Origin of the sequence: Methanoculleus thermophilus (assembly GCF_001571405.1) — an archaeon.
GTDB classification, from domain to species: domain Archaea; phylum Halobacteriota; class Methanomicrobia; order Methanomicrobiales; family Methanoculleaceae; genus Methanoculleus; species Methanoculleus thermophilus.
In genome coordinates, this window is record NZ_BCNX01000004.1 from 93,373 (window position 1) to 113,618 (window position 20,246).

17 protein-coding genes and 2 tRNA genes are annotated in these 20,246 nt (G+C 59.7%); 10 read left to right on the forward strand and 9 right to left on the reverse strand.

What is annotated here, in order from left to right:
• Positions 1-460 precede the first annotated feature (460 nt).
• The gene (locus MCUTH_RS02320) at positions 461-1,480 is read left to right on the forward strand and encodes a WD40 repeat domain-containing protein (protein WP_224732749.1); all 1,020 of its coding nucleotides are present in this window, start codon (positions 461-463) and stop codon (positions 1,478-1,480) included.
• A 38-nt stretch (positions 1,481-1,518) separates the two neighbouring features.
• Here the strand turns inward: MCUTH_RS02320 and MCUTH_RS02325 are convergent, their stop codons facing one another.
• A complete protein-coding gene (locus MCUTH_RS02325) occupies positions 1,519-2,283 on the reverse strand; it encodes a dihydroorotate dehydrogenase electron transfer subunit (protein WP_066954970.1) in 765 nt (254 codons plus the stop codon).
• On the reverse strand, positions 2,276-3,163 hold the full coding sequence (locus tag MCUTH_RS02330) for a dihydroorotate dehydrogenase (RefSeq protein WP_066954973.1): 888 nt from the start codon (positions 3,161-3,163) through the stop codon (positions 2,276-2,278). The genes MCUTH_RS02325 and MCUTH_RS02330 overlap by 8 nt, the downstream gene beginning before the upstream one ends.
• Positions 3,164-3,364: 201 nt before the next feature.
• Between MCUTH_RS02330 and MCUTH_RS02335 the strand changes: the two genes are divergently transcribed.
• Both MCUTH_RS02335 and MCUTH_RS02340 read left to right on the forward strand, forming a co-directional pair.
• A complete protein-coding gene (locus tag MCUTH_RS02335) occupies positions 3,365-4,231 on the forward strand; it encodes a malate dehydrogenase (RefSeq protein ID WP_066955442.1) in 867 nt (288 codons plus the stop codon).
• Between the two features lie 4 nt (positions 4,232-4,235).
• Positions 4,236-6,671, forward strand: coding sequence for a DNA-directed DNA polymerase (locus tag MCUTH_RS02340; RefSeq protein ID WP_066954976.1), 2,436 nt, complete (start codon positions 4,236-4,238; stop codon positions 6,669-6,671).
• 18 nt (positions 6,672-6,689) lie between these two features.
• On the opposite strand, the gene MCUTH_RS02345 is transcribed toward MCUTH_RS02340, so the two are convergent.
• Positions 6,690-7,103 carry a hypothetical protein gene (locus MCUTH_RS02345; protein WP_066954979.1) on the reverse strand — a complete coding sequence of 138 codons (414 nt, stop codon included), beginning with the start codon at positions 7,101-7,103 and terminating at the stop codon, positions 6,690-6,692.
• A 179-nt stretch (positions 7,104-7,282) separates the two neighbouring features.
• Here MCUTH_RS02345 and MCUTH_RS02350 point away from each other — a divergent pair, with 179 nt between their 5' ends.
• Positions 7,283-7,918: a hypothetical protein gene (locus MCUTH_RS02350; protein ID WP_066954982.1), complete on the forward strand. Its 636-nt coding sequence runs from the start codon at positions 7,283-7,285 to the stop codon at positions 7,916-7,918.
• Positions 7,919-8,051: 133 nt separating this feature from the next.
• Positions 8,052-9,032 carry a bactofilin family protein gene (locus MCUTH_RS02355; RefSeq protein ID WP_066954984.1) on the forward strand — a complete coding sequence of 327 codons (981 nt, stop codon included), beginning with the start codon at positions 8,052-8,054 and terminating at the stop codon, positions 9,030-9,032.
• Positions 9,033-9,715: 683 nt separating this feature from the next.
• Here the strand turns inward: MCUTH_RS02355 and MCUTH_RS02360 are convergent.
• From MCUTH_RS02360 to iorA, 3 genes are all read right to left on the reverse strand, one after another.
• Complete coding sequence (locus MCUTH_RS02360) at positions 9,716-11,230, reverse strand: small ribosomal subunit Rsm22 family protein (protein WP_224732748.1); 1,515 nt, start codon at positions 11,228-11,230, stop codon at positions 9,716-9,718.
• Positions 11,231-11,319: 89 nt separating this feature from the next.
• The gene (locus MCUTH_RS02365; protein WP_066954987.1) at positions 11,320-11,916 is read right to left on the reverse strand and encodes an indolepyruvate oxidoreductase subunit beta; all 597 of its coding nucleotides are present in this window, start codon (positions 11,914-11,916) and stop codon (positions 11,320-11,322) included.
• A complete protein-coding gene (iorA, locus tag MCUTH_RS02370; protein WP_066954989.1) occupies positions 11,913-13,682 on the reverse strand; it encodes an indolepyruvate ferredoxin oxidoreductase subunit alpha in 1,770 nt (589 codons plus the stop codon). Before iorA ends, MCUTH_RS02365 begins: the two co-directional genes overlap by 4 nt.
• A 106-nt stretch (positions 13,683-13,788) precedes the next feature.
• On the opposite strand from iorA, the gene MCUTH_RS02375 reads away from it, so the two are divergent.
• From MCUTH_RS02375 to MCUTH_RS02390, 4 genes are all read left to right on the forward strand, one after another.
• Positions 13,789-13,861: transfer RNA gene (locus MCUTH_RS02375), tRNA-Ile, on the forward strand.
• Between the two features lie 201 nt (positions 13,862-14,062).
• Positions 14,063-14,135: transfer RNA gene (locus MCUTH_RS02380), tRNA-Ile, on the forward strand.
• A gap of 445 nt (positions 14,136-14,580) precedes the next feature.
• A complete protein-coding gene (locus MCUTH_RS02385) occupies positions 14,581-15,513 on the forward strand; it encodes an ABC transporter ATP-binding protein (protein WP_066954992.1) in 933 nt (310 codons plus the stop codon).
• Positions 15,510-16,211 (forward strand): ABC transporter permease, encoded by a 702-nt coding sequence (locus MCUTH_RS02390; protein WP_066954994.1) that lies wholly within the window; start codon positions 15,510-15,512, stop codon positions 16,209-16,211. Before MCUTH_RS02385 ends, MCUTH_RS02390 begins: the two co-directional genes overlap by 4 nt.
• 18 nt (positions 16,212-16,229) lie before the next feature.
• On the opposite strand, the gene MCUTH_RS02395 is transcribed toward MCUTH_RS02390, so the two are convergent.
• On the reverse strand, positions 16,230-17,474 hold the full coding sequence (locus MCUTH_RS02395) for a serine hydrolase domain-containing protein (protein WP_083524726.1): 1,245 nt from the start codon (positions 17,472-17,474) through the stop codon (positions 16,230-16,232).
• A gap of 193 nt (positions 17,475-17,667) precedes the next feature.
• Positions 17,668-18,945, reverse strand: a complete 1,278-nt coding sequence (gene serS / locus MCUTH_RS02400; protein ID WP_066954996.1) for a serine--tRNA ligase — start codon at positions 18,943-18,945, stop codon at positions 17,668-17,670.
• 164 nt (positions 18,946-19,109) lie between these two features.
• On the opposite strand from serS, the gene MCUTH_RS02405 reads away from it, so the two are divergent.
• Entirely contained in the window at positions 19,110-19,562 is a 453-nt protein-coding gene (locus MCUTH_RS02405) for a hypothetical protein (protein ID WP_066954998.1), read from the forward strand.
• A 114-nt stretch (positions 19,563-19,676) separates the two neighbouring features.
• Here MCUTH_RS02405 and MCUTH_RS02410 read toward each other — a convergent pair whose 3' ends face one another.
• The gene (locus MCUTH_RS02410) at positions 19,677-20,201 is read right to left on the reverse strand and encodes a hypothetical protein (RefSeq protein ID WP_066955001.1); all 525 of its coding nucleotides are present in this window, start codon (positions 20,199-20,201) and stop codon (positions 19,677-19,679) included.
• Positions 20,202-20,246 lie beyond the last annotated feature (45 nt).

A 20,246-nucleotide genomic window follows, 5' to 3' on the forward strand; every position in this document is an offset into this window, starting at 1 on the left:
AAACGGATTCACGCTTCGGCATCCTCAATCCTATCACCCATCAGGGTCCAGGAGCCGGGCTTCACGGATCCCCTTTGCTGAACCGATCACTCTTCTATAGTTTATCCGGGATACCCGGAACGCCCCTTGCATATGAAACGGAATGACGGGCGCGAGTTATAATCGGCCGGGGGTTTGGAGCAGGCATGATTTCCCAAAAGAATATATGTCTTCTCTGATAAGTCTGGGTCTGATGTCATCGGGGGAAGTGATTCCGGTATTCTCTACTCTCAGAGGTCGGGGAGATCCGGTGAGCGCGGAGCCCGCCGCATTCCCGATCCGCAGATCCCGGGCCAGCAGGCTTGCTACATCATTCCTGCTATTGTGCTGTCTTGTTGCTGTTCTGTGCGGGTTGGCTTCTGCTGCGGAGCAGACCTATGCCCCTCTATGGGAGAGAGGGGTCAACGATGCCGTGAGTTCTGTGGCAATCACACGGGACGGATCTCTCGTCGTTGCCAGTGCAGGCTCGATGGTATACCTTCTGGATCAGGATGGAACCGTTCTCTGGAAGACTACTGTCGGTTCGCGAGTAAAAGGTGTCGGAATATCGCCTGAAGGGGCATACATCGGTGTCGGTGCTGATAAACTCTATCTCTTTGAGAGAGGCGGAGACCTGCTCTGGACTGAAAAGACGAGGTTTGTCTACAATGACGTGGCAATCTCGTCTAACGGCACGTACATCGCTGCCGGGTGCGATAATGGTGCGGTCTATCTTTTTGACAAGAATAAGAAGACTCTCTGGGACTATGATATGGGGACCGATACTCACAGTATTGCAATATCGGATAACGGCCGCGTTATTGTTGTCGGTTGCGATAACCACGGAGTCTACTATCTCAATAGCCGGCAAGGAGAGTCCTGGAGTTACGGTACTGGAAAGCCCCTCGGAGGGGTCGCCCTCACCCCGGACGGCCGATTCGTCGCAGCAGGGTCGCTTGACCGGTGTGTTTACCTCTCCACAGGGCAGGGGGAGCATCTCTGGAAGTACCCCACCAACGATGCCGTCCTCTCGACGGCGCTGACAAACGAGGCCCGAGAGGTCTTCGCGGCGTCCGGCCGGACGGTCTATGTCCTCAACCGCACGGGAAGCAAGATCCAGGAGATCACCCTCAACAGCCGTGCGGATTCGATTGCTGCGACGCCTGATGGCACGTTCCTGGTTGTCGGGGGGAGTGATCGGTTCGTCCGTCTCTTCACGCGGGATGCTGCCCTGCTCAAGAGCGAGGAGCCGGAAGAGGTAACGGAAGATCCGGGTGAATTCCCCACTCCAGCGGAGAATAACGCGACACCAGTCCCAACCGAAAATGATACCTCTGAGGGCGTTGTCGGGGCAAATGCTCAGATCTCAGAGGGAGATGTCTCGTTTGCCTCAATGGTGCTTGGATGCGTGGAAAACGTCATCTCCCTCCTCCTGGAGCCGCAGAAGGATTTCATAGCCTGATCCCCCTCTCCAGGCTTTTTGGTTTTTTGGTTGGGTGGCTAGATCTTATGTTTGCTCCCGCTTGCATCGCGTGCATGGTGTCCAAACTCGCTCTCGAGCAGGAGATCTCCGGTGAAGACGGGGCCGTCTCTGCAGACCCGCAGGCCGTGCGGGTCGATACAGCACGAGCCGCAGAGACCTACTCCGCACTTCATGTAACGGTGAAGAGAGAACTGTCCCCGTTCGGCACACCCTTCCCGGTCAAGGATGGCGAGCACCGCCCTCATCATGGGTTCGGGCCCGCAGACGCAGATGTGGGCGAAATCAGCGAGGTCCACTCTGGATATGAGTTCGGTCACGAACCCGTGATGGCCGGCGGTGCCGTCGTCGGTCGCGACCATCAGCGTCGCATAATCACGTATCTTATCCGCAAAGAGGAGTTCTCGGGCCGTTCGTGCGCCGAGGAGGACGGTATCCGCCTGCCCTGCCGTGATGAGCGAAAGAAGCGGGGAAGCACCGACGCCGCCGGCGACAACAAGCGTCCGCCCCGAGACCGCAAATCCATTTCCGTATGGGCCCCGGAGACCTATCTTATCGCCCTCGTGCATGGCAAAGAGGGCAGCGGTTGCGTCCCCCACCTTCTGGACGGTTATCGAGGACGGCGTGGAGAGGGCCATCGGGATCTCATCCACACCAGGCACCCAGACCATCACGAACTGCCCCGGCCGGGCAACGATCTCTCGGTCGAAGATAAACGTCTTAATAGACGGTGTCTCCTCTACAATCTCTGTTATTTTAACCCCATGGGGCATCTGTTCATGCATGGGCGCACCCCACAATCTCACGTGCGTCGATCCCGTCTGGACTGTAGAGATCCTCTGCAATCGTGGCAAAGATACTGATGTCGTCGATGATAGCGCTCCCGATCTCAACGGCACTTGCCCCGGCCATCATCATCTCGATGACGTTATCGGCGGTGGAGACCCCACCGCACCCGATGATCGGGATGGAGCAGGACTCGTAGAGATCGTAGACGCACCGAACGGCGATGGGGAAGATCGCCTTCCCTGAGAGCCCTCCAAAGCGGTTCCCGAGCACCGGCCGGCGGAGAGCCGTCGAGATCCGCATTGCCTTCACCGTGTTTATCGCAACGATCGCATCCGCCCCGCCGCGCTCCGCGGCCGCCCCGATCTCGGTGATATCAGTGACGTTTGGCGTGAGTTTCACCCATGTAGGGACCCCGAGGGAGGCCACCGCCCTCGTGCACTCCTCCACGAGAGCCGGGTCGCTCCCGATTGCCGCCCCATACCCCTCCGCGTGGGGGCAGGAGAGGTTTAACTCGAATCCCGAGGCCTTCCCGACGAACCACCCGGCGACCGTCCGAAACTCTTCCGGCGTTCCCCCGAAGATGCTCACGATCACCGGCTCGCCGTGGAGGACAGCCAGTTCATCTACGAACGCAGTCGAGGGGTTCGGAAGACCCATGGCGTTGATGATCCCGCCGTCGACGACGACGAGGCAGGGTCCCGGATGCCCAACCTTTGGGCTCGGGCCGATGGACTTCGTGACCACGCCTCCCGCACCGTTCTGCAGGATCCGGGCGAGCGACGCCCCGGTGGTTCCGAGGATGCCGGCCGCCAGCAGAAGATGGTTCTTCAATTGGATACCACCAACCTCGATAGGGCCAGGATAAAGCGCAACCATTGAAAAAAGATGGGAGTAGAGTATTATTATATTCTCGCGCCAAGTGTACTAACAAAGAAGAAGTGAGCTTTCGCTCTCCGGAGCCCAGATGACGATACGGAAGGCGGTAAGACGTCCCTTTTCCCTGCCGGATCGTTATTCTCCGTGAAGCGTGATCTCTTTGCGCGCATAATCTTGGATATTAGGATCTGGATCGATACTATGACCTCGCTCGCAATATTAGGTGTAGGAAAGGTGGGGGGTGAGACGGCGTTCCTCTCTGCCGTGCTCGGTCTCGCTGACGAGATCGTCGTTTACGACGTCTACGAGCCCCTTCTACAGGCACAGGTGCTTGACCTGCAGCATACGGGAATCGATGTCACGATCTCTACCGATACGGCGGCGATGCGGGAGGCCGATATCTTCGTATTTGCGGCGGGCACCCCACGGACGCCCGAGATAAAGACACGGGCGGACCTTCTCGAAGCCAATGTGCCGGTGGTGAAGCGTTGCAGCGAGTTCTTGCGTGGATTTGACGGCGTAGTCATCACCATCACAAACCCCATGGATGCAAACAACTACGGCCTCTGGAAGATGATGGGCGTTGATCGGCAGCGGTGCATCGGGTTTGGCGGTCAACTCGATAGCGCCCGTCTTGCAACTTATCTCAATGAAGCCGGGGTATCCGGGCCCGCCTGGGTTATCGGAGAGCACGGGGAGCACCAGGTGCCCCTCTTCTCGAGGACCGGTGTGAACGTCGGCGTTGAGGAGCGGGAAGCAATCCTCTCCCGGATGCGGGGTGCAAGCATGGAGGTGATCCGCGGCAAGGGCGGCACGGTCTTTGGCCCGGCCTATCACATCACCATGCTGATCCGGGCGATCCTTGAGGACCGGCGTGAACTGCTCCCCTGTTCGTGCGTGCTGGATGGCGAATACGGCTTCTCCGGGTGCTCCCTCGGTGTCCCCGCGAGAATTGGCCGTGAGGGGGTTATTGGTATCGAGGAATGGGACCTCGACCCATGGGAGGAGGCGAAGATGGCCGAGGCAGGAGCATTTGTGCAGGACCTCTGCAGGAGACTTGATGGTTAATTCTATGCAAGAGTCAGATATTCCGACAACCCTGGACGACTTTGGAAAGACCCGGATCGCCATCCACCAGGTCGAGTACAGCGTTGGTGTCGATACTCCGATCATCCATATCTTCGGCCGGGATCCTTTGGGGAATGCAGCGAGGATCGACGTCACCGATTTTCGGCCCTACTTCTACGCCCCCGTGGCGCAGGTGGACAAAAAAGAACTCCCCCCGCTGATCGCCGAGGTGGAGTCGGAGAAGGTGTATTACTCCATCCGCGGCGAACCGTTGCGGCGGCTCTATACCCGGCGCCCAAGCGACGTGCGAGAGATCCGTGACCACTACCAGCCTCACTTTGAGGCAGACATCCCGTTTGCCACCCGATTCATGATAGACTGCGGTCTCTCCGCAGGCGTGGAACTCCCCGCCGGGGTCACCACCATAGACTACCGCGAACTCGTTCCGTGTGATGTTTCTGCTCCAGCACGCACCTGTATCATGGATATCGAGTGCGTGGACGAGAATGGTTTTCCTGAGGCTGAGCGTGACCCCATCATCTGCATCACCTGCTGGGACTCTTTTGATGAGGAGTATACAACCCTTCTCTGGCAGCCCGGCGGCGTGCCGGGCAGTGCACCCGTCGAGGATCCGCAGCTCCGCACCAATGAGCGTCACCGTGTCATCCGTTACCCGGACGAGAAGGCGATGCTTCTAGGGCTCATCGAGTACATCAGGGAACACGACCCGGACATCCTCTCAGGCTGGAACTTTGTGGAGTTCGATATCCCTTACATCCTGCAACGGATGGCTGTGCTCAAGCTCCGGGGCGAGGATCTCGCACGCCTACCCGGTCAGACCATGCGTGACGCCATTCGCGGACGGGCAATCTTCGATCTCCTCGCCGCCTACCGGAAGATGCACCAGGCCCAGAAGGAGTCCTACCGGCTCGATGCTATCGCCGAAGACGAACTCGGGGTGACGAAGATCCGCTACAGCGGAACGGTCACATCGCTCTGGCGCTCCGACCCTGCACGGCTTGTCGATTACAACTGCCGGGACGTCGAACTCTGTGTCGGGATCGATAAAAAGAACAATATCATCGAGTTTTACCGGGAGATCGCCCGGTATGTCGGATGCCCGCTCGATAGAACACTGAACTCGTCAAACGTCATCGATATCTACGTTCTTCGGAAGGCTTTTGGCAGGTTTGTCCTCCCCTCCAAGGGACTCGCCGCGGGGGACGAGTTTGAGGGCGCGACCGTCTTTGAACCGACCATCGGTCTACGGGAGAACGTGGTGGTCCTCGACTTAAAATCACTCTACCCTATGGCGATGATGACGATCAACGCCTCGCCCGAGACGAAGAACCCGGACGGCGAACTGCGTGCTCCAAACGGTATCCGATTCTCCCGGGAGCCCGACGGATTGACGCGGAGCATCCTCTCAGAACTCCTCCGCGAGCGGGATGACCGTAAACGCCTGCGCAACCAGTATCCTTTCGGCTCCCCGGAGTACGTCCTCTACGATCTCCAGCAGAACGTCCTGAAGGTGATCATGAACTCCTACTACGGGGTCTCGGGCTACGCCCGGTTCAGGCTCTATGACCGTGAGATCGGGTCCGCGGTCACCTCGGTCGGCCGGGCGATCATCCGGCACACCCGCAACGTCATCACCGATCTCGGCTATCAGGTCCTCTACGGTGACACCGACTCGTGTATGGTCGAGATGCCTCCGGGAACCCTCGAGGAGACCATCGCCCGGGCTAGGGCGATTGAGGCGCGGCTTAACGAGAGTTATGGCGACTTTGCGAGAGCTGAACTCGGTGCCGAGACACACTACTTCTCCATCAAGTTTGAGAAGGTCTACCGCCGCTTCTTCCAGGCAGGTAAGAAGAAGCGCTACGCCGGGCACCTGGTCTGGAAGGAGGGGAAAGACGTCGATGAGATCGATGTCGTCGGGTTCGAGATCCGGCGGAGCGACTCGCCGCAGATAACGCGGGAAGTGCAGCGAACCGTCATCGAGATGATCCTTCGCGGGGACGCATTTTCTGATATACAGAAGTACCTGCGTGATGTCATCAGGAAGTACCGCCGCGGGGAGTACTCGCTCGACGAGGTCGGTATCCCCGGCGGGATCGGGAAGAATCTGGATAACTACGAGAACGACGACGCCCATATCCGCGGCGCCAAGTACTCGAACAAGTATCTCGGGACCGACTTCAAGCGGGGCAGCAAGCCTAAACGCGTCTACATCAAGGCCGTCACGGCGAAGTACCCACGGACGGATGTGGTCTGTTTTGAGTACGCCGATCAGGTGCCGCCGGAGTTCGTCGTCGATTGGGAGACGATGCTCGAAAAGACGCTCAAAGGCCCTCTCTCACGGATCATCGAACCGCTTGGGTGGGACTGGCACGACGTCGATCCTTCAAGAACGACGCTCTTTGATTTCGGGATGTAAGAAAAATGGGTGGTCTCTTTACGCGAGACCCCTTTTTGCGCGCACTTCCTGGATGAACGCGCTCCTCTCGATATTCTTTGACCAGGCGATGCGGCCGTCGACGACCTGCCAGCTGGGCATCTCCATGATATCGATACCTTCCGGAACACAGGAGACATCCGCCCCGCAGGGGACGACAAGGACTGCTTTATCGAACCTGCCGGAGTCTGCGGCATCCTGAAGGGCCTTAACTGCATTCACTGGAATCTCTGGCGCCATCTTCACACTCACGGCCACGCGCTCCGTCTTGCCGGCGACCCGGCGGGAGAGCATACACTCCGGCTGCACGCTGCCGGCGGGGGACCATGTGAACTGCCATCCCTCACCGGGGGGGAACCGCCGGATAAGGGTCTTCTGGACATCATGATATGTAGAATCCTTTATGCCACCCATATCAATATCCTCTGCTTTACTGTATGGTCTCTGTCGAATATAAGTATTGTAGTTCTTTTGTCTTCCCGGTAGTCCCCCTCCCAGATACCGGTGTGGCGACCGGTTCGGGCGATGTATGAGAAAATCCCGAAGGAACACTTTTATGTTACTACCCATATTATTCGGCGGGGGTTGTCAGTATGACAGAAGCCACACAGATGGAAGCCGGAGTTGTGGAGGCGTACGAGAGGCTGGCACGTGAGGTGCTGAATCGGCCGGAGAGCATTCCGAGTGCCATCCACAATCTCCTCCTCAAGCTTGCAGAGACCCATCCGGGAGCGGTGTACTGGATTGTCCGGAAGTTCTACCAGGAGTATCTCCGGCTTTATGTCTCCGATACCGGGTACATCGGGATCGTAGACCGGTACGAGCCCGACCTGATGTATCCGGGTGACATCGCTCTCTACATGGTGCCTGAGAGCCCGCAACCGGGAGATGTGGTCCAGATCTCTTTCACCGATAAGAACGAGGTGAGTGTCTACGTCATTCATGGCCGGGTCCTCAGGTGCAACGATGACCGGTCGATACAGGTCGCGGATACCAGCACTGGAGAGGATTACAAGGTTGTCGACTGGAACATCCTCGGCAAACTGGTTAAAGTCATCCCGTTCGGAGCCGATGAATGGCAGGAGCTCTTCTCGGCATCCGGCGTCCCGAAGGAGTGGCTCACCACATCGATCGAGGAGAACATCAATTCGCTCCAGAACTCGGATGTTCGCGGGAGGGATGAGGCGATCGCCGAACTCAAGAGACGCCTTGCAGTCCTGATGAAGTGAGGATTGAGTTATCCGTTTTTTGCCGGGGGATGGGCGGGCCAATCTCCTCTCTCCTCACTCCAACGGGTATCAGTCGACTACCTGCCTTCTCGTTACACGAACCTTTTTGTGGCAAGTCTTCTATCCTTGCTGTATGAAGCATCTGCTACTGATCATCCTCTCTCTGCTGCTCATTCCGTCAGGGGTCCAGGCGCTTACCTTTCTTGGCGGAGATCCGCTGGTGCTTGATACGCCCATCCCGGACGATGTGGTCGCCTCGGGTGGGTCTGTGACCGTCAAAGCCCCCGTAGATAGTCTGACGGTCGCGGGCGGTACGGTGACGGTGGATGCCCCCGTCCGGGGTGATGTCATTGCGGCAGGTGGCACCCTCGTTGTCAATGGTGACGTCGGCGGGAAGGTGCTCGCCGCCGGTGGTGAGATCGAGTTGAACGGAAATGCAACGAACGCTCTCATCACCGGTGGCACGGTCAGGATCGGCGAAGGTGGCGTCATCGAGCGTGACGCTTTCATCAGTGCCGGAGAAGTCACCAACGCAGGATCGGTTCTCGGCAATCTCAGTGTCTCGGCCGGATCCTTCATCAACACCGGAACTGCCGGAAACGTCACGTTTGAAGAGCAGAGGAGCCCAGGACTCGCAATACCCGGGCTCTTCTCGATCCTTGTTGCAATCGGATTCCTGATCCTTGGGAATCTGCTGATCTGGGGATTCCCAGACCTGTTTGGTGCAGTGGTCCAGCAGATCGAGAGGAGCCCGGTCATTCTGACGATCGTCGGGTTTGTTGCGATCATTGTATCAGCGGTTCTCCTCCTCATCGTCGCGATCACGATCATCGGTCTCCCCATCGCGCTCGTTGGGGGCCTGCTCTTTATCGTCGCCATGCTGCTCTCGTCACTCTTTGTCGCATACGCCCTTGGAGACGTCATCATCACACGGACGAAGTGGAGGCCGGGACGTGTGTGGGTATTCGTCCTTGGGTTTGTGATTCTGCAGATCCTCATCCTCATTCCACTGCTCGGGGCAATCGTTTGGATCATCGCGGTCAGCCTCGGTTACGGCGGGATCCTGTATGCGCTCAGGGGCGCCTATCCGTTCCGTGGGGGAGGGGCGGCGTAGTCCTATTTTTGGTGGGTTTGTGGTGTGTGTTTGTGCCTGGCGGGGGGCGATGGCAAAAATGCGAATACAAAAACCCATGCACTGGACCGTGGGGGCATCGCATTTTGGGGGGAGGGGACAGGGGAGGGGGATACTCCCCCCTCCCCACCAGACGGTGGTCGAACTCAGGGCGTTCCGCCCCTCATTCTCCCCGTCAGCCCCACCCCCCCTAATGCGATGTCCAGCGGGAATCCGTGGGGAATCCGTGCCAGGTGAAGCCACTGGATGCTAGTACATTTCAAGTTGTCCTGGACAGGGGGTTTTGAGGGACGACGCTCCACAGGGGCGGGGTTCGAGCACTGTTAGGTGCGAGTTGCGACGCACCAGAGGAGCGGAGTTTGAGAACCTGTGGGGCCCGAGGGGCATGCCTCCATGCCTCTACCTCATACCCAGACACCTGCGCTGCTCAAATACCTGCAGTTTCTGGAAGAACGCGTATTTCCCGGCAGGCGGTACTATGTCTCAAAGGGCCACGCACCCCCTGGGTGGTGGAGGCTCCTTCCTTAGGCAGCGGTTGTTCATCATCCTCGGTACAAGGGAAGCAGTGCGTCAGGCGGCATTCCAGCAAAGACGGGGCCCGGGCACCTCTGGGCCCGTGCCCCCTCAAGACCCCATACATGCGAGTTGCAGTTCTCTTCATCGGTCTACGCTGCCTCCACCCCTTCCTCCACCGGGCATCCGACCGGCTCGATCCGGGTCCCCGGCAGGATGACAAGGTTGTATGCGCCATGATCCCGGTTGAAGCGGACGAGGACTCCGTAGAATTGGACGATTGCCCCATAGGTGAGCCCATCAAGTGCATCACGGTTTGCGCCGCGCAGCGTTGCCGGGATGATGGCGTAGGTCGGGTCTGCAGGCGTCCCGTCGCAGACCTTGTAGACCTTTGTTCGGGTATCGCCGAGGTTCCCGGACATCAGCGAAGCGACGACGTTGATCTTTCGATCCTGGTGGCGGCGGAGTTGAGAGAGCCGGGCGAACTTCGCTCCCGGCGGAACCCGGTAGGTGTGTTCCACTGTTCTATCCTTCCTGAGGAGCGCTGAGGAATACTTGATATCGACGTTGACGAACCGATATCCGTCTTTTTCCGCACCAAGCCGCTCCATCAGCCGCGTGGGCCGGATATTGCCCTTCTGCTCGAATGTCCAGCACCGTGCGGGGTTGCAGGTAGCGCCCCAGATGAACGAGCAGGGGCTGTGGATGGAGAACCCCCGATCCGCGATTGCGCGCACAGTCTGGCGCATCATGGTCGAATTGGCAAGGTCCGCCGGCTCCACGATGACGATCGTTCCGTCGGGTGCGAGGCGTTCGGCTAGACCTGCGACGAGGTCGGCCCGCCGGTCGATATCGATGCGGCGGAGTTCGTTTAAGACATTTGAGAAGATCATGAGATCTATTCTATCGGGCAGGTCTGCGACGTCGAGCGCTCCGATGTCTCCTCGGATGGGTTTATTCACTCGCACAGCGTTCCCTTTCGATGCCGCAGCGGCGGGGACGAGAGCGTTGTAGGCCTCAAGGTGCTCCTCCGACTGTTCGACGGCGTAGATCTCGGCCGAACCGCCCCCGATCCGCCCGTAGAGGTCGATGATTGCGAGCGGGACGACCCCCGGCCCGGTGCCGAGATCGAGGATACGCATGTGGGGCTTCGCGAGCCCCTGGGTGATGATCTGCCAGAGAATATGCTCGAACTGCACCAGGTAGACGGGCGCGTGGTAGGCGAGGTAGCCGAGGACCGAGTACGCTTTCCGGTAACTTACCTCCCGCCCCTTCCAGTACTGGCTCTTCTGGGCGAGGATGGCGTTTGCCATCCGGTTGAGGACGACTGGATCGTCCCATGACTTGCCGGTCTTCTGCTCGATGTAGGCCTCGACCAATCTCTGGATGTAGTCCGGCACCCCGGGATCCCGGAAGAATGCAAGTTGCCGTTCCCGCCCGGCTTCGCCTGGCATGAACGGTTCGGCTTTTGGGCGGCGGCTGATCACGTAATCGTCGCCGGCAGATGTGATCGTGAGGTCGAGGTCGCCGAGGTGCAGGCGGATATCTTCGGCAAGATCTTTAAGCGACTGCCCGTGCTCCAGGTCTTTTTGCAATTCCGAGAGCCGGAACTCGGATCTCGCCTCTGCAAGGCGCTTAAGTGCTGCAACAGTATCCCGCTCGCTCATGGCGTACCAGCTCGGCGGGGTGGGTTATACAGGTTGCGGCGTTTGCAGATCTAGAAAGAGTTGGGTGTGGGGGCGTTCTCCCTTCCCGCTTAAGGCGTGCTGGGATTCAGTCCAGCCGCCTCTCGCCCGAGCCGGAAGGCCCGTACGTTGACCTCGACGGTCTTAGGCGGCACGCATATCCGGACCGCCTCTTCAAGGCTTTCAGGCTTGAGCGGGATCTTGCCCGACGCTGCCCCGAGCATAACGATGTTCTGCGAGAGGATGCTCCCCGCTTCCTCTGCGAGGGCTGCGGCATCGATGCAGGTGACCTCGAGGTCGGCGAGTGCGGAGAGAATGCTCTCTTCATCGGGCACGTCTATGGCCTGCTGGTAGACCGATGTGGGGACCACCAGACGCCTGTTCACCACGAGCCTTCCGCCGGGCGGGAGGTAGTGGCGGTAGCGGAGGGCTTCGAGGAGGTCGAAGGCGATGAGAAGGTCGGCCGTTCCCGGGGCAATCAGGGACCCGAACTTCCCGTCGATCCGGACGTGGCTCTCCACCGATCCACCGCGCTGCGCCATACCATGGGTCTCGGCGCTCCGGACGGTACGGTTCTCGAGGATACACGCCTCGCCGAGGACGTTCGAGGCGAGGACCGTCCCCTGGCCTCCTATTCCCACGATCAGGATATCAAATGAAGACTTCATCGCCGTCCCTCCACACCAATTGCGCCCGATGGACATATATCCGCGCAGACGCCGCATCCTGCGCAAAGTTCGGTTATCGTTGCGCGATCATTGACAAACGCCATTGCAGGGCAGCCGAAGGGCCGGCAGACACCGCAGCCTGTGCACCGTTCGGGATCGACCTCGTAAGCCTTCCGCCTGATCCCGCTCTTTCGTGCGGTGATGACGCAGGGCTGCTTTGAGATGATCACCCGGACCCCTTTACGCTCCTTTGCCCTCCGGAAGGTGTCAAGAAGCACCGGAAGGTTATATGGGTCGACCGTCTCGACCCAGGAGACCCCGCACGCCCGGCAGAGCGCTTCAAGCGATATCGGAGTGCTCTCCTCCCCGGTGGCTGTGAGGCCCGTGTTGGGGTTTGGCTGGTGACCGGTCATGGCGGTGATCCGGTTGTCGAGGATGACGACAACCATATCGGCGCCGTTGTAGACGGCGTTCAAGAGCCCTGGAATGCCCGTGTGCAGGAACGTGGAGTCGCCGATGGTCGAGACCACGGGGCGCTCCTCCCCCGACCGGGCGATCCCGCTCCCGACGGTGATCGAGGCGCCCATGCAGATGGTGGTATCCACCGCACCGAGTTGGAGCCCGAGGGTGTAGCACCCGATGTCGCTCGGGAATATGCCGTCGCGGAAGACCTTCCGCATGGCATAGAACGTCGGCCGGTGCATGCACCCGGCGCAGAGGATCGGCGGGCGGGGCGGGACTCCCTGGACCGGGGTTGCCGCGGGGAAGGTCGTCGTGGGGGTGATCCCTGCGCTCTCGAGGGCGAAAGCGACGATCGCCGGGTTGAACTCCCCTTCGTATGGGACAGTACCGGTCATCTTTCCGAAGATCTCGGTCTTCGTCGCCACCTGGCGTACTGCTTCCTCGACGACCGGGTCGAGTTCCTCGACGACGAGGACCTTCTCGTGCTGGTCGACGAAGCCCTTGAGCCACTCCTCGTCGATGGGGTAGGCCCCGATGATCGCGAGCGAGACGTTCTCGGGCAGCACCTCCTGGACGTAGGAGGCGGCGACGCCGCTTGCGATGACGGCGGTCGTGCCCCGGATGGTATAGCGGTTGTAACCGAGTTCGACCAGGCGCCGCTTGAGTGCCGGTTGCTTCTCGTTCAGTCTTTTATGCAACACCCGGGTATGCGCGGGGATGACCACGTACTGCTTTGGGTCGCGCTGGAAGGTAGCGCTCCGGTGTTCGGTCCCGATCGCTCCAAGGTCGACGTCGCTCTTTGAGTGGCAGATCCGGGTGGTGGGGCGGAAGATGACCGGCAGGCCGAACTCCTCGGAGAGGGCGAAGGCGTCCCGCACCATGTCGTGCGCCTCTTGGACCGAGGCCGGGTCGAGGCAGGGGAGCCGGGCGAAATGAGCGTAGCGCCGGGTATCCTGCTCGTTCTGGGAACTGTGCGCAAAGGGGTCGTCTGCGGAGAGGATGACAAATCCGCCCGTCACTCCGGTGTATGCGCTCGTCATCAGGGGATCGGCCGCCACGTTCAGCCCGACGTGCTTCATCGTGCAGAGTGCCCGCAGGCCGCACCAGGCGGCGGCGAGCGCGTTCTCGAAGGCAACCTTCTCGTTCGTGGACCACTCCACGGTGAAGGGGCGCTCCTTCTGCACCCGGAGGACGTCGATCACTTCAGATGACGGCGTTCCCGGGTAGCCGCTGGCAAAATCAATATTTGCCTCCAGGCATGCGTGCGCAATGCCCTCATTCCCGAGTAGGTATCGTACTGCCATTGTTCAACTCAACTGTACTTTTATTGTCGGTTTTTAACATAGTGGTTTGGATATCGATCCAAAAAATTAAGTGTTTGAATGTCAGAAACTGCAGGGTAACTTTAGTGGGCCCGTAGCATAGCTGGTGGTGCACCCGGCTGATAACCGGGAGGTCGTGCGTTCGAATCGCATCGGGCCCATCATCTTTTCCGTATTTCTGCAGGGCTAGAGTGTGCGGTCTCATCCTGGCGCCGGGATCCCCATGTTGGCGGCTTGTTGCTACGGTATCTTCCGCGTGCTCGCCGCGGATCCCTGATATTGGACAATTCAGGAATAGAACTTAGCGCAACCTTTAAGGGGGTTGTAATACAACATTTGTAGGCACTAATACGAGTGCATTTGGGCCCGTAGCATAGCCGGTGGTGCACCCGGCTGATAACCGGGAGGTCGTGCGTTCGAATCGCATCGGGCCCACTGTTCTTTTTCAGTAGTTCTCCTCTGCGGTAAACTCTTTGAGGCTCCATCGTTGCTTTTTTTCGCGAAAACGAGGTCATTCAATATCTTGCTGTCGCCTGCGGTAGACGAGGTGCTCAAGCGCGATGACCGTGACGGTGCCCACCCAATGCCGCTTGTGATCAGAGATGAGAACCGGGGGCATACTCACCACCAGCCACTGCAGACCGAAGATGAGGCGGTGTGCCGATCCGGGCCGGTTGTCGATACCACAAGATGATCTATCATAAGGATCCCGTGCAGAGCCACAGATTCTACCGCCCACACAAAATCTATTCCTTTTGCGATTGAGAGGTACTCCCATGGTTTGTAACGGTCATGCGGGAGAATCTTCCCGCATAACCTCTGATATCTCCTATCTTCCCTCTCGCCCCCGCGTCGCGGGGGGCACAAGGGGGCGGCAGGTATGAATGCCGTCGAGGTCAGGGGTCTCTCGCGGTCCTTCGACGGCCGCGAGATCCTCCGCGATGTCTCGTTCTCCGTCGGGCATGGCGAGATCTTCGGCTACCTCGGCCCGAACGGGGCGGGGAAGACGACGACCATCCGGATCCTGCTCGGCCTCCTTGCGCCCGGCGCGGGGATGGTCCGGGTTCTTGGAGAAGACCTCACTTCCAACGATGAGGCGCGCAGGAGAGTGGGGGTGCTCTTTGAGAACAACGGCCTTTCCGATCGATTGAGCGCCGCGGACAACCTGGCCTATTATGCCGGGCTCTACGATGTCGAGGCTCCAAAGGAGCGGATCGACGAACTTCTCACCATCGTCGGTCTAGCCGACCGGCGTGACGACCTTGTCGGGACGTTCTCGACCGGCATGAAGCGGAAACTCGGGATCGCCCGTGCCATACTTCACCGGCCGGAGATCGTCTTTCTTGATGAGCCATCCTCCGGGCTCGATCCCGGGGCGCAGAGGATGGTCCGCGACCTCATCCTCGACCTCTCCCGGCGGGAGGAGATGACGGTCTTCTTAAACTCCCATCACCTCGACGAGGTCCAGCGCATCTGCTCGACGGTGGCGATCCTCGCGGGAGGGAGGATCCGGGCTTTTGATTCGGTGGCAAACCTCACCCGCGCCTCCGGCCGCCCGACCGTGACGGTCACCCTCACCGATCCGGGCGAGCACGCCCGTGCGCGCGATATCATCGTGAGCCTGCCGTACGTCGCGGAGTGCGATGCAGATAGCGGCGCCCTCCTCTGCACCCTCACCGACCCGGGTGCAACCCCGGACCTTGTCGAGGCACTCGTCAGGGCAGGGTTCCGCATAGAAGAGGTCCGCCGGTCATCCCGATCGCTTGAGGAGATCTATCTCGAGTATGTCAACCCGGCGGAGGGCAGGGTATGAGAACGCTCTCCGTTATCGCCCGCCGCGAGATGCGACTTGCCCTTCGGAACCGGAGCGCTCTGATCGCATCCCTCATCCTTGCCGTCTGGTTCCCGGTCATATCGGTCCTTGGTATTGCCGTGGGCGCCGGGGGAGATGCTGCCGCCGTTGCCGGCGGTATTGCCGCGATCACCCTCCCGGTCGGGGTCTTCATGGGTTACATCTTCTGCGCCGACACCTTCCTCCGCGAGAAGCGGGACGGAACCATCGAGACGCTTCTATGTGCCCCCGTCTCGCTCCGCCGCCTCTGGGAGGGGAAGGCAATCGGGGTCGCCGTCCCGGCGTACCTGATGATGCTCCTCTCTGCCGGCGTGGCCATTGCGGCGGCCTCCAACATCTTGGGAGCCTCCATCGCCACCGAACCCCTGCTCCTCCTCCACCTCGTGGTCATCGTCCCGGTCTGGATCCTCGCCGCGGCCGGACTCATCGGCGCGGCGCAGCTTGCGCTCGGGATGCGGGAGAATCAGATCCTCGGATTTATCCTCATCTTCGGGTTCATCTTCCTGGCCGGCGGGCTACAGGAAGTCGTGCCGGGTGGGGCGGGCATCTCGGTAACGTTAGAGGCGGTCCTTGGGGCGGTCGGGCTCGCGCTCCTCGTCCTCGCCCGGTTCATCGCTGGAATTGTGACGAAGGAGCGGATCGTCCGGACGATCCCGTAAGGGAGAAAACAGGCCGGCCTACCGTCCGGCCGCCTTCCTTTCCCTGAGGTACCGGAGTACCGGGACGAGAACCTCCTTGTTTATCGCGCCCGCTTTCGCCAAAACGTTGCTATTCATCGCGATGTAGGTGTCCCCTTCGGCCCAGTAGTACAATGCCGTATACAAGCCGTAGTACCCGCCGGTATGGCCGTAGAGGGTCAGGCCCTCCGATGCGTTCTGCTGCATGAAGTATCCGTAACCGCATCCGACGCTCATCTCTCCCAGTCCGGGCACCTGCTCGATCTTGTGGGACTGCGGGGAGACATTCTCCATCGCCGCAAACGACAGAGGATCGATCAGCGCACCCGTTCGGAGCGCACGGTGGAATTTGTTGAGGTCGGCCGTCGTGCTCACGATGTCCCCGGCGCCGCGGTCGAACTGGATGTAGAGGTCGCTGAAGTCCATGACGGTGCCGTCTTCCCCGCTCTCCAGAGTGCTCATAATTGCCTGTAAGCGGGAGGAAGGCGAGTTCGCATTTGCAATGAAGACGTCGCTCTCCAGAGCCCTCATGTGCGGGCCGGGGATGTGGTTGGTCCGATGAACGAACGTATTGTTCATCCCCACCGGGACGAGGATCTTGCGGGTGACGTAGTCCTCGTAGGGGATGCCGGCCGCCTTGTCGATGATCAGCGTCAAGAGTATGTAGTTCGCGTTTGAGTAGGTGAAGTCCGTTCCCGGCGGGTAGAGGGGGCCTGCATCGAGGGCCTGCCGCAGCCCCACCTGGTAAGGGACCGGCGTGTCGGGGTCTTCGTACTCTTTGAGGAGGATCGCATGCTCGTCGTAGTCCGCGATCCCGCTCGTGTGGTCGAGGAGGTGACGGACGGTGATCACGGAAGAGTTCGGGATCGCCTCCGCCACGTCCGCCGGGAGCCAGCGGTCGATGGGATCGTCGAGCGAGAGTTTTCCGTTCTCGGCGAGCTGCAGGATTGCGACGCTCGTGAAGGTCTTCGTCACGCTCGCGATGATGAACCGCATCTCCGGCGTTGCCGCCATTTCCGGGGAGAGCGAGGCCTTGCCGGCCGCGTGGTTCCAGGTCCACTCCGGTGTCGAGATCTCGATCAGGGCTCCGGGAACGCCGGCATTCCGGACGCCTGCCGAAACGATCGACTCAAGGTCGGAGGCCACCGCCGAGGGCGGAGGACTGCTATGGTCATCTGTCCCCTGCATGGGTCTGCTGTCCTGCAGATACCCGGAGTGAGGCTTTGTACGAGAAAAGGGGGCCATAACCTCCTATGTGCGGATTTTATGAAATATATCTGTCTATTTGCCCCAAAAGGCACCTGGGGCGTGCCTATAGTCGGGCAGCGGCTTTTCGGGCCTTCGGCGGGCACGATCCGCGCGGTTGAGGGTATATTGAAGGGGTGGGACTCCTGCAGGCCCCTTCCAAAAATTGTATTGATCGGATCTCTTAAACTGCCTACAGCGTCTCTTCGCCGTAGAGGTAGGGCCTGAGGACCTTCGGGATCGTGACCGACCCGTCCTCGTTCTGGTAGTTCTCGAGGATCGCCCGGATCGCGCGCGAGGTCGCGATCGCGGTGCTGTTTAGGGTGTGGACGTAGCGCTTCTTGGTGAACTCGGTCGGATCGCGCACCTTGATATTCAGCCTGACCGCCTGGTAAGCCGTGCAGTTCGAGCATGATACCGCCTCGCGGTAACGCTCCTCGCGGGGCATCCAGACCTCGAGGTCGTACTTCTTTGCGGCAACGGTCCCGATGTCCCCCGTGCAGATCAGGACGACCCGGTAGGGGAGGCCGAGCTGCTGGAAGACCTCCTCGGCGTTCGCCAGCAGTTCCTCGTGGAGGTCCCAGGACTGCTCCGGCGTCGCAAAGATGAACTGCTCTACTTTGTGGAACTGGTGAACGCGGAAGAGCCCCTTTGTATCGATCCCATGCGCCCCGATCTCGCGCCGGAAGCACGGGCTTAGGCCCGCCAGCCGGAGCGGAAGATCCTTCTCCTCGAAGATCTCACCGCTGTACATCGCGGCCATCGGGTGCTCGCTCGTTGCAATGAGATACTCGTCCTCGCCATCGATCTTATACATAACGTTCTCGAAGTCGGCGAGATCCGTCACGCCCTCGTATGCGGCCCGGTTCAGCATATACGGGGGAATTATCGGGGTGTAGCCGCGCTTGACAAGGAGGTCCATTGCAAACCGCTGAAGAGCCATATCGAGCAGAGCGAGCCTGCCCTTTAAGAAGTAAAACCCGGAGCCGGCGATCTTTGCCGCGCGTTCGAAGTCCGCCCAGTCATGCTCGACGGCGAGCGCGCCGTGGTTTTTCAGTTCAAACGGAGGAACCTTAGGCTCGCCCCACCGCCGTATCTCGACGTTATCAGTATCGTCCTTGCCGATGGGCACGCTCTCGTGGAGGATGTTCGGGAGCCGCATCAGGCGGTACTTCACAGCTTCAGTAAGGCGGTCGCGCTCCGCCTCCGCCTCCTTGACCCGTGCGGGAAGGTTCGCCGCCTCCGCTAGAAGACCCGCGGTATCCTGTCCGGCCTTCCTTGCCTGGCTGATCTCGCGAGATATAACGTTTTTCCGGTTGCGCAGGTCCCCAATCTCTACGGTGAGTTCCCGTACTCTCCGGTCCATCTCCAGCACCTCGTCGACCCAGGCCAGTTTCTCGGTGTCTCCTCTCTTCGTGAGGTCTGCCCTGACGATCTCGGGGTGCGCACGAACGAACTTCAACTCAAGCATACTGTCTCTGTATGTACATTTGGCATGACGGTATATGGTGGTGTTGCCCTCCTTGGCAGACGGGTTTTGCGCAGGTGTTCCAGTCCTTGCGCCCGGGTAGCATCCATCATGCCCTCTCCCCGGGAACTTACTCTTATAATCTCTGGAAAACCAACCATTCTTCTATGAATAAGAACCAGAGGATCGTCTTGGTGATTGGCGGCCTCATTACGCTCGGGCTGTTCTTCATCGACCCCTTCATCGCCCTCATTGCCCTGATCCTGGTGCTTGTTCTCCTGATGAGTCTTCGTATCATGGAGGAGACCGGCAACTATCCCCTCGTTACCGCAACTCTCTCAGAAGATGCACGCGAGATCATCGTCACCAATACGGGGACCGCAAAGGCGCAGAATATTCGGATTGCCCTTGTTCCCTTGAACATCGATTTCGAGCTTGCCTCGCTCGAACCGGATGAGGAGTCAGGATTCAGTCTCGAATCGATGATCTCTGAGGCGAAAGCGGTCGTCACGTATGAAAACACCGCCGGTCAGAAGCAGACACGATCGTACCCCCTCAAAGCGCTCGAGGCCGGGAGGGACCTCACCGAACCGATGTTCCCGATCTTCGGGCGCCGGTGAAGCGGAAAAGATGGAAAAACGGATATCCGGATCGATATACTGACTGCAGTACACGTGCCTGGGGGTGCGGTTGCCGGTCACCCCCGGCTTCTGTCGGGAGAGCGGTCACAGAAGTTATGACTGGATGTACTCGATCGTCCGTGCCAGTGCCGCCATCAGTTCCTGCTCTTTCTCTGCATACTCATACAGCGCCCGGTAGAGCATGAAGACGAGGTCGTAACCGTAGATCTCGAAAGCTTCCTCCGGTGTTAGCGAGCTGAGATATGAATCCGTCCGGATCTCGGTGTTCGTGTACATCAACTCATGGAAGATCCCGTCCTCGTCAAGGACGCACAACTGCGCATCGACGGGCATGCCCAGGTTGTCTGGGCGGTATGGGAGCGGGTCGGTTTTCCCGAGGAGGATCATCTTCTTCTCGTAAAACTCCTGATCGTAGAGGTCGCCGGATGCTTCCCTCTTTGCGCGCCGGAGCATCTCAAGCCCGATCTGCTTGATTACCGGCGCCGCATCGGCGGCCATCTTCCCAAGGAGGGCCCCTGAGTTCTCCCGAATCGTTTCGGCCGACTCTTCATTCTTTGCCCGCAGGTCCTCGATGACCTCAAGGAGCCTGGCGTATCCCTCTTCGATGATCGGATCCATTGCTCACCTATCTCTTGCGCGCGCCGGCATAAGGGCACCGGTTTG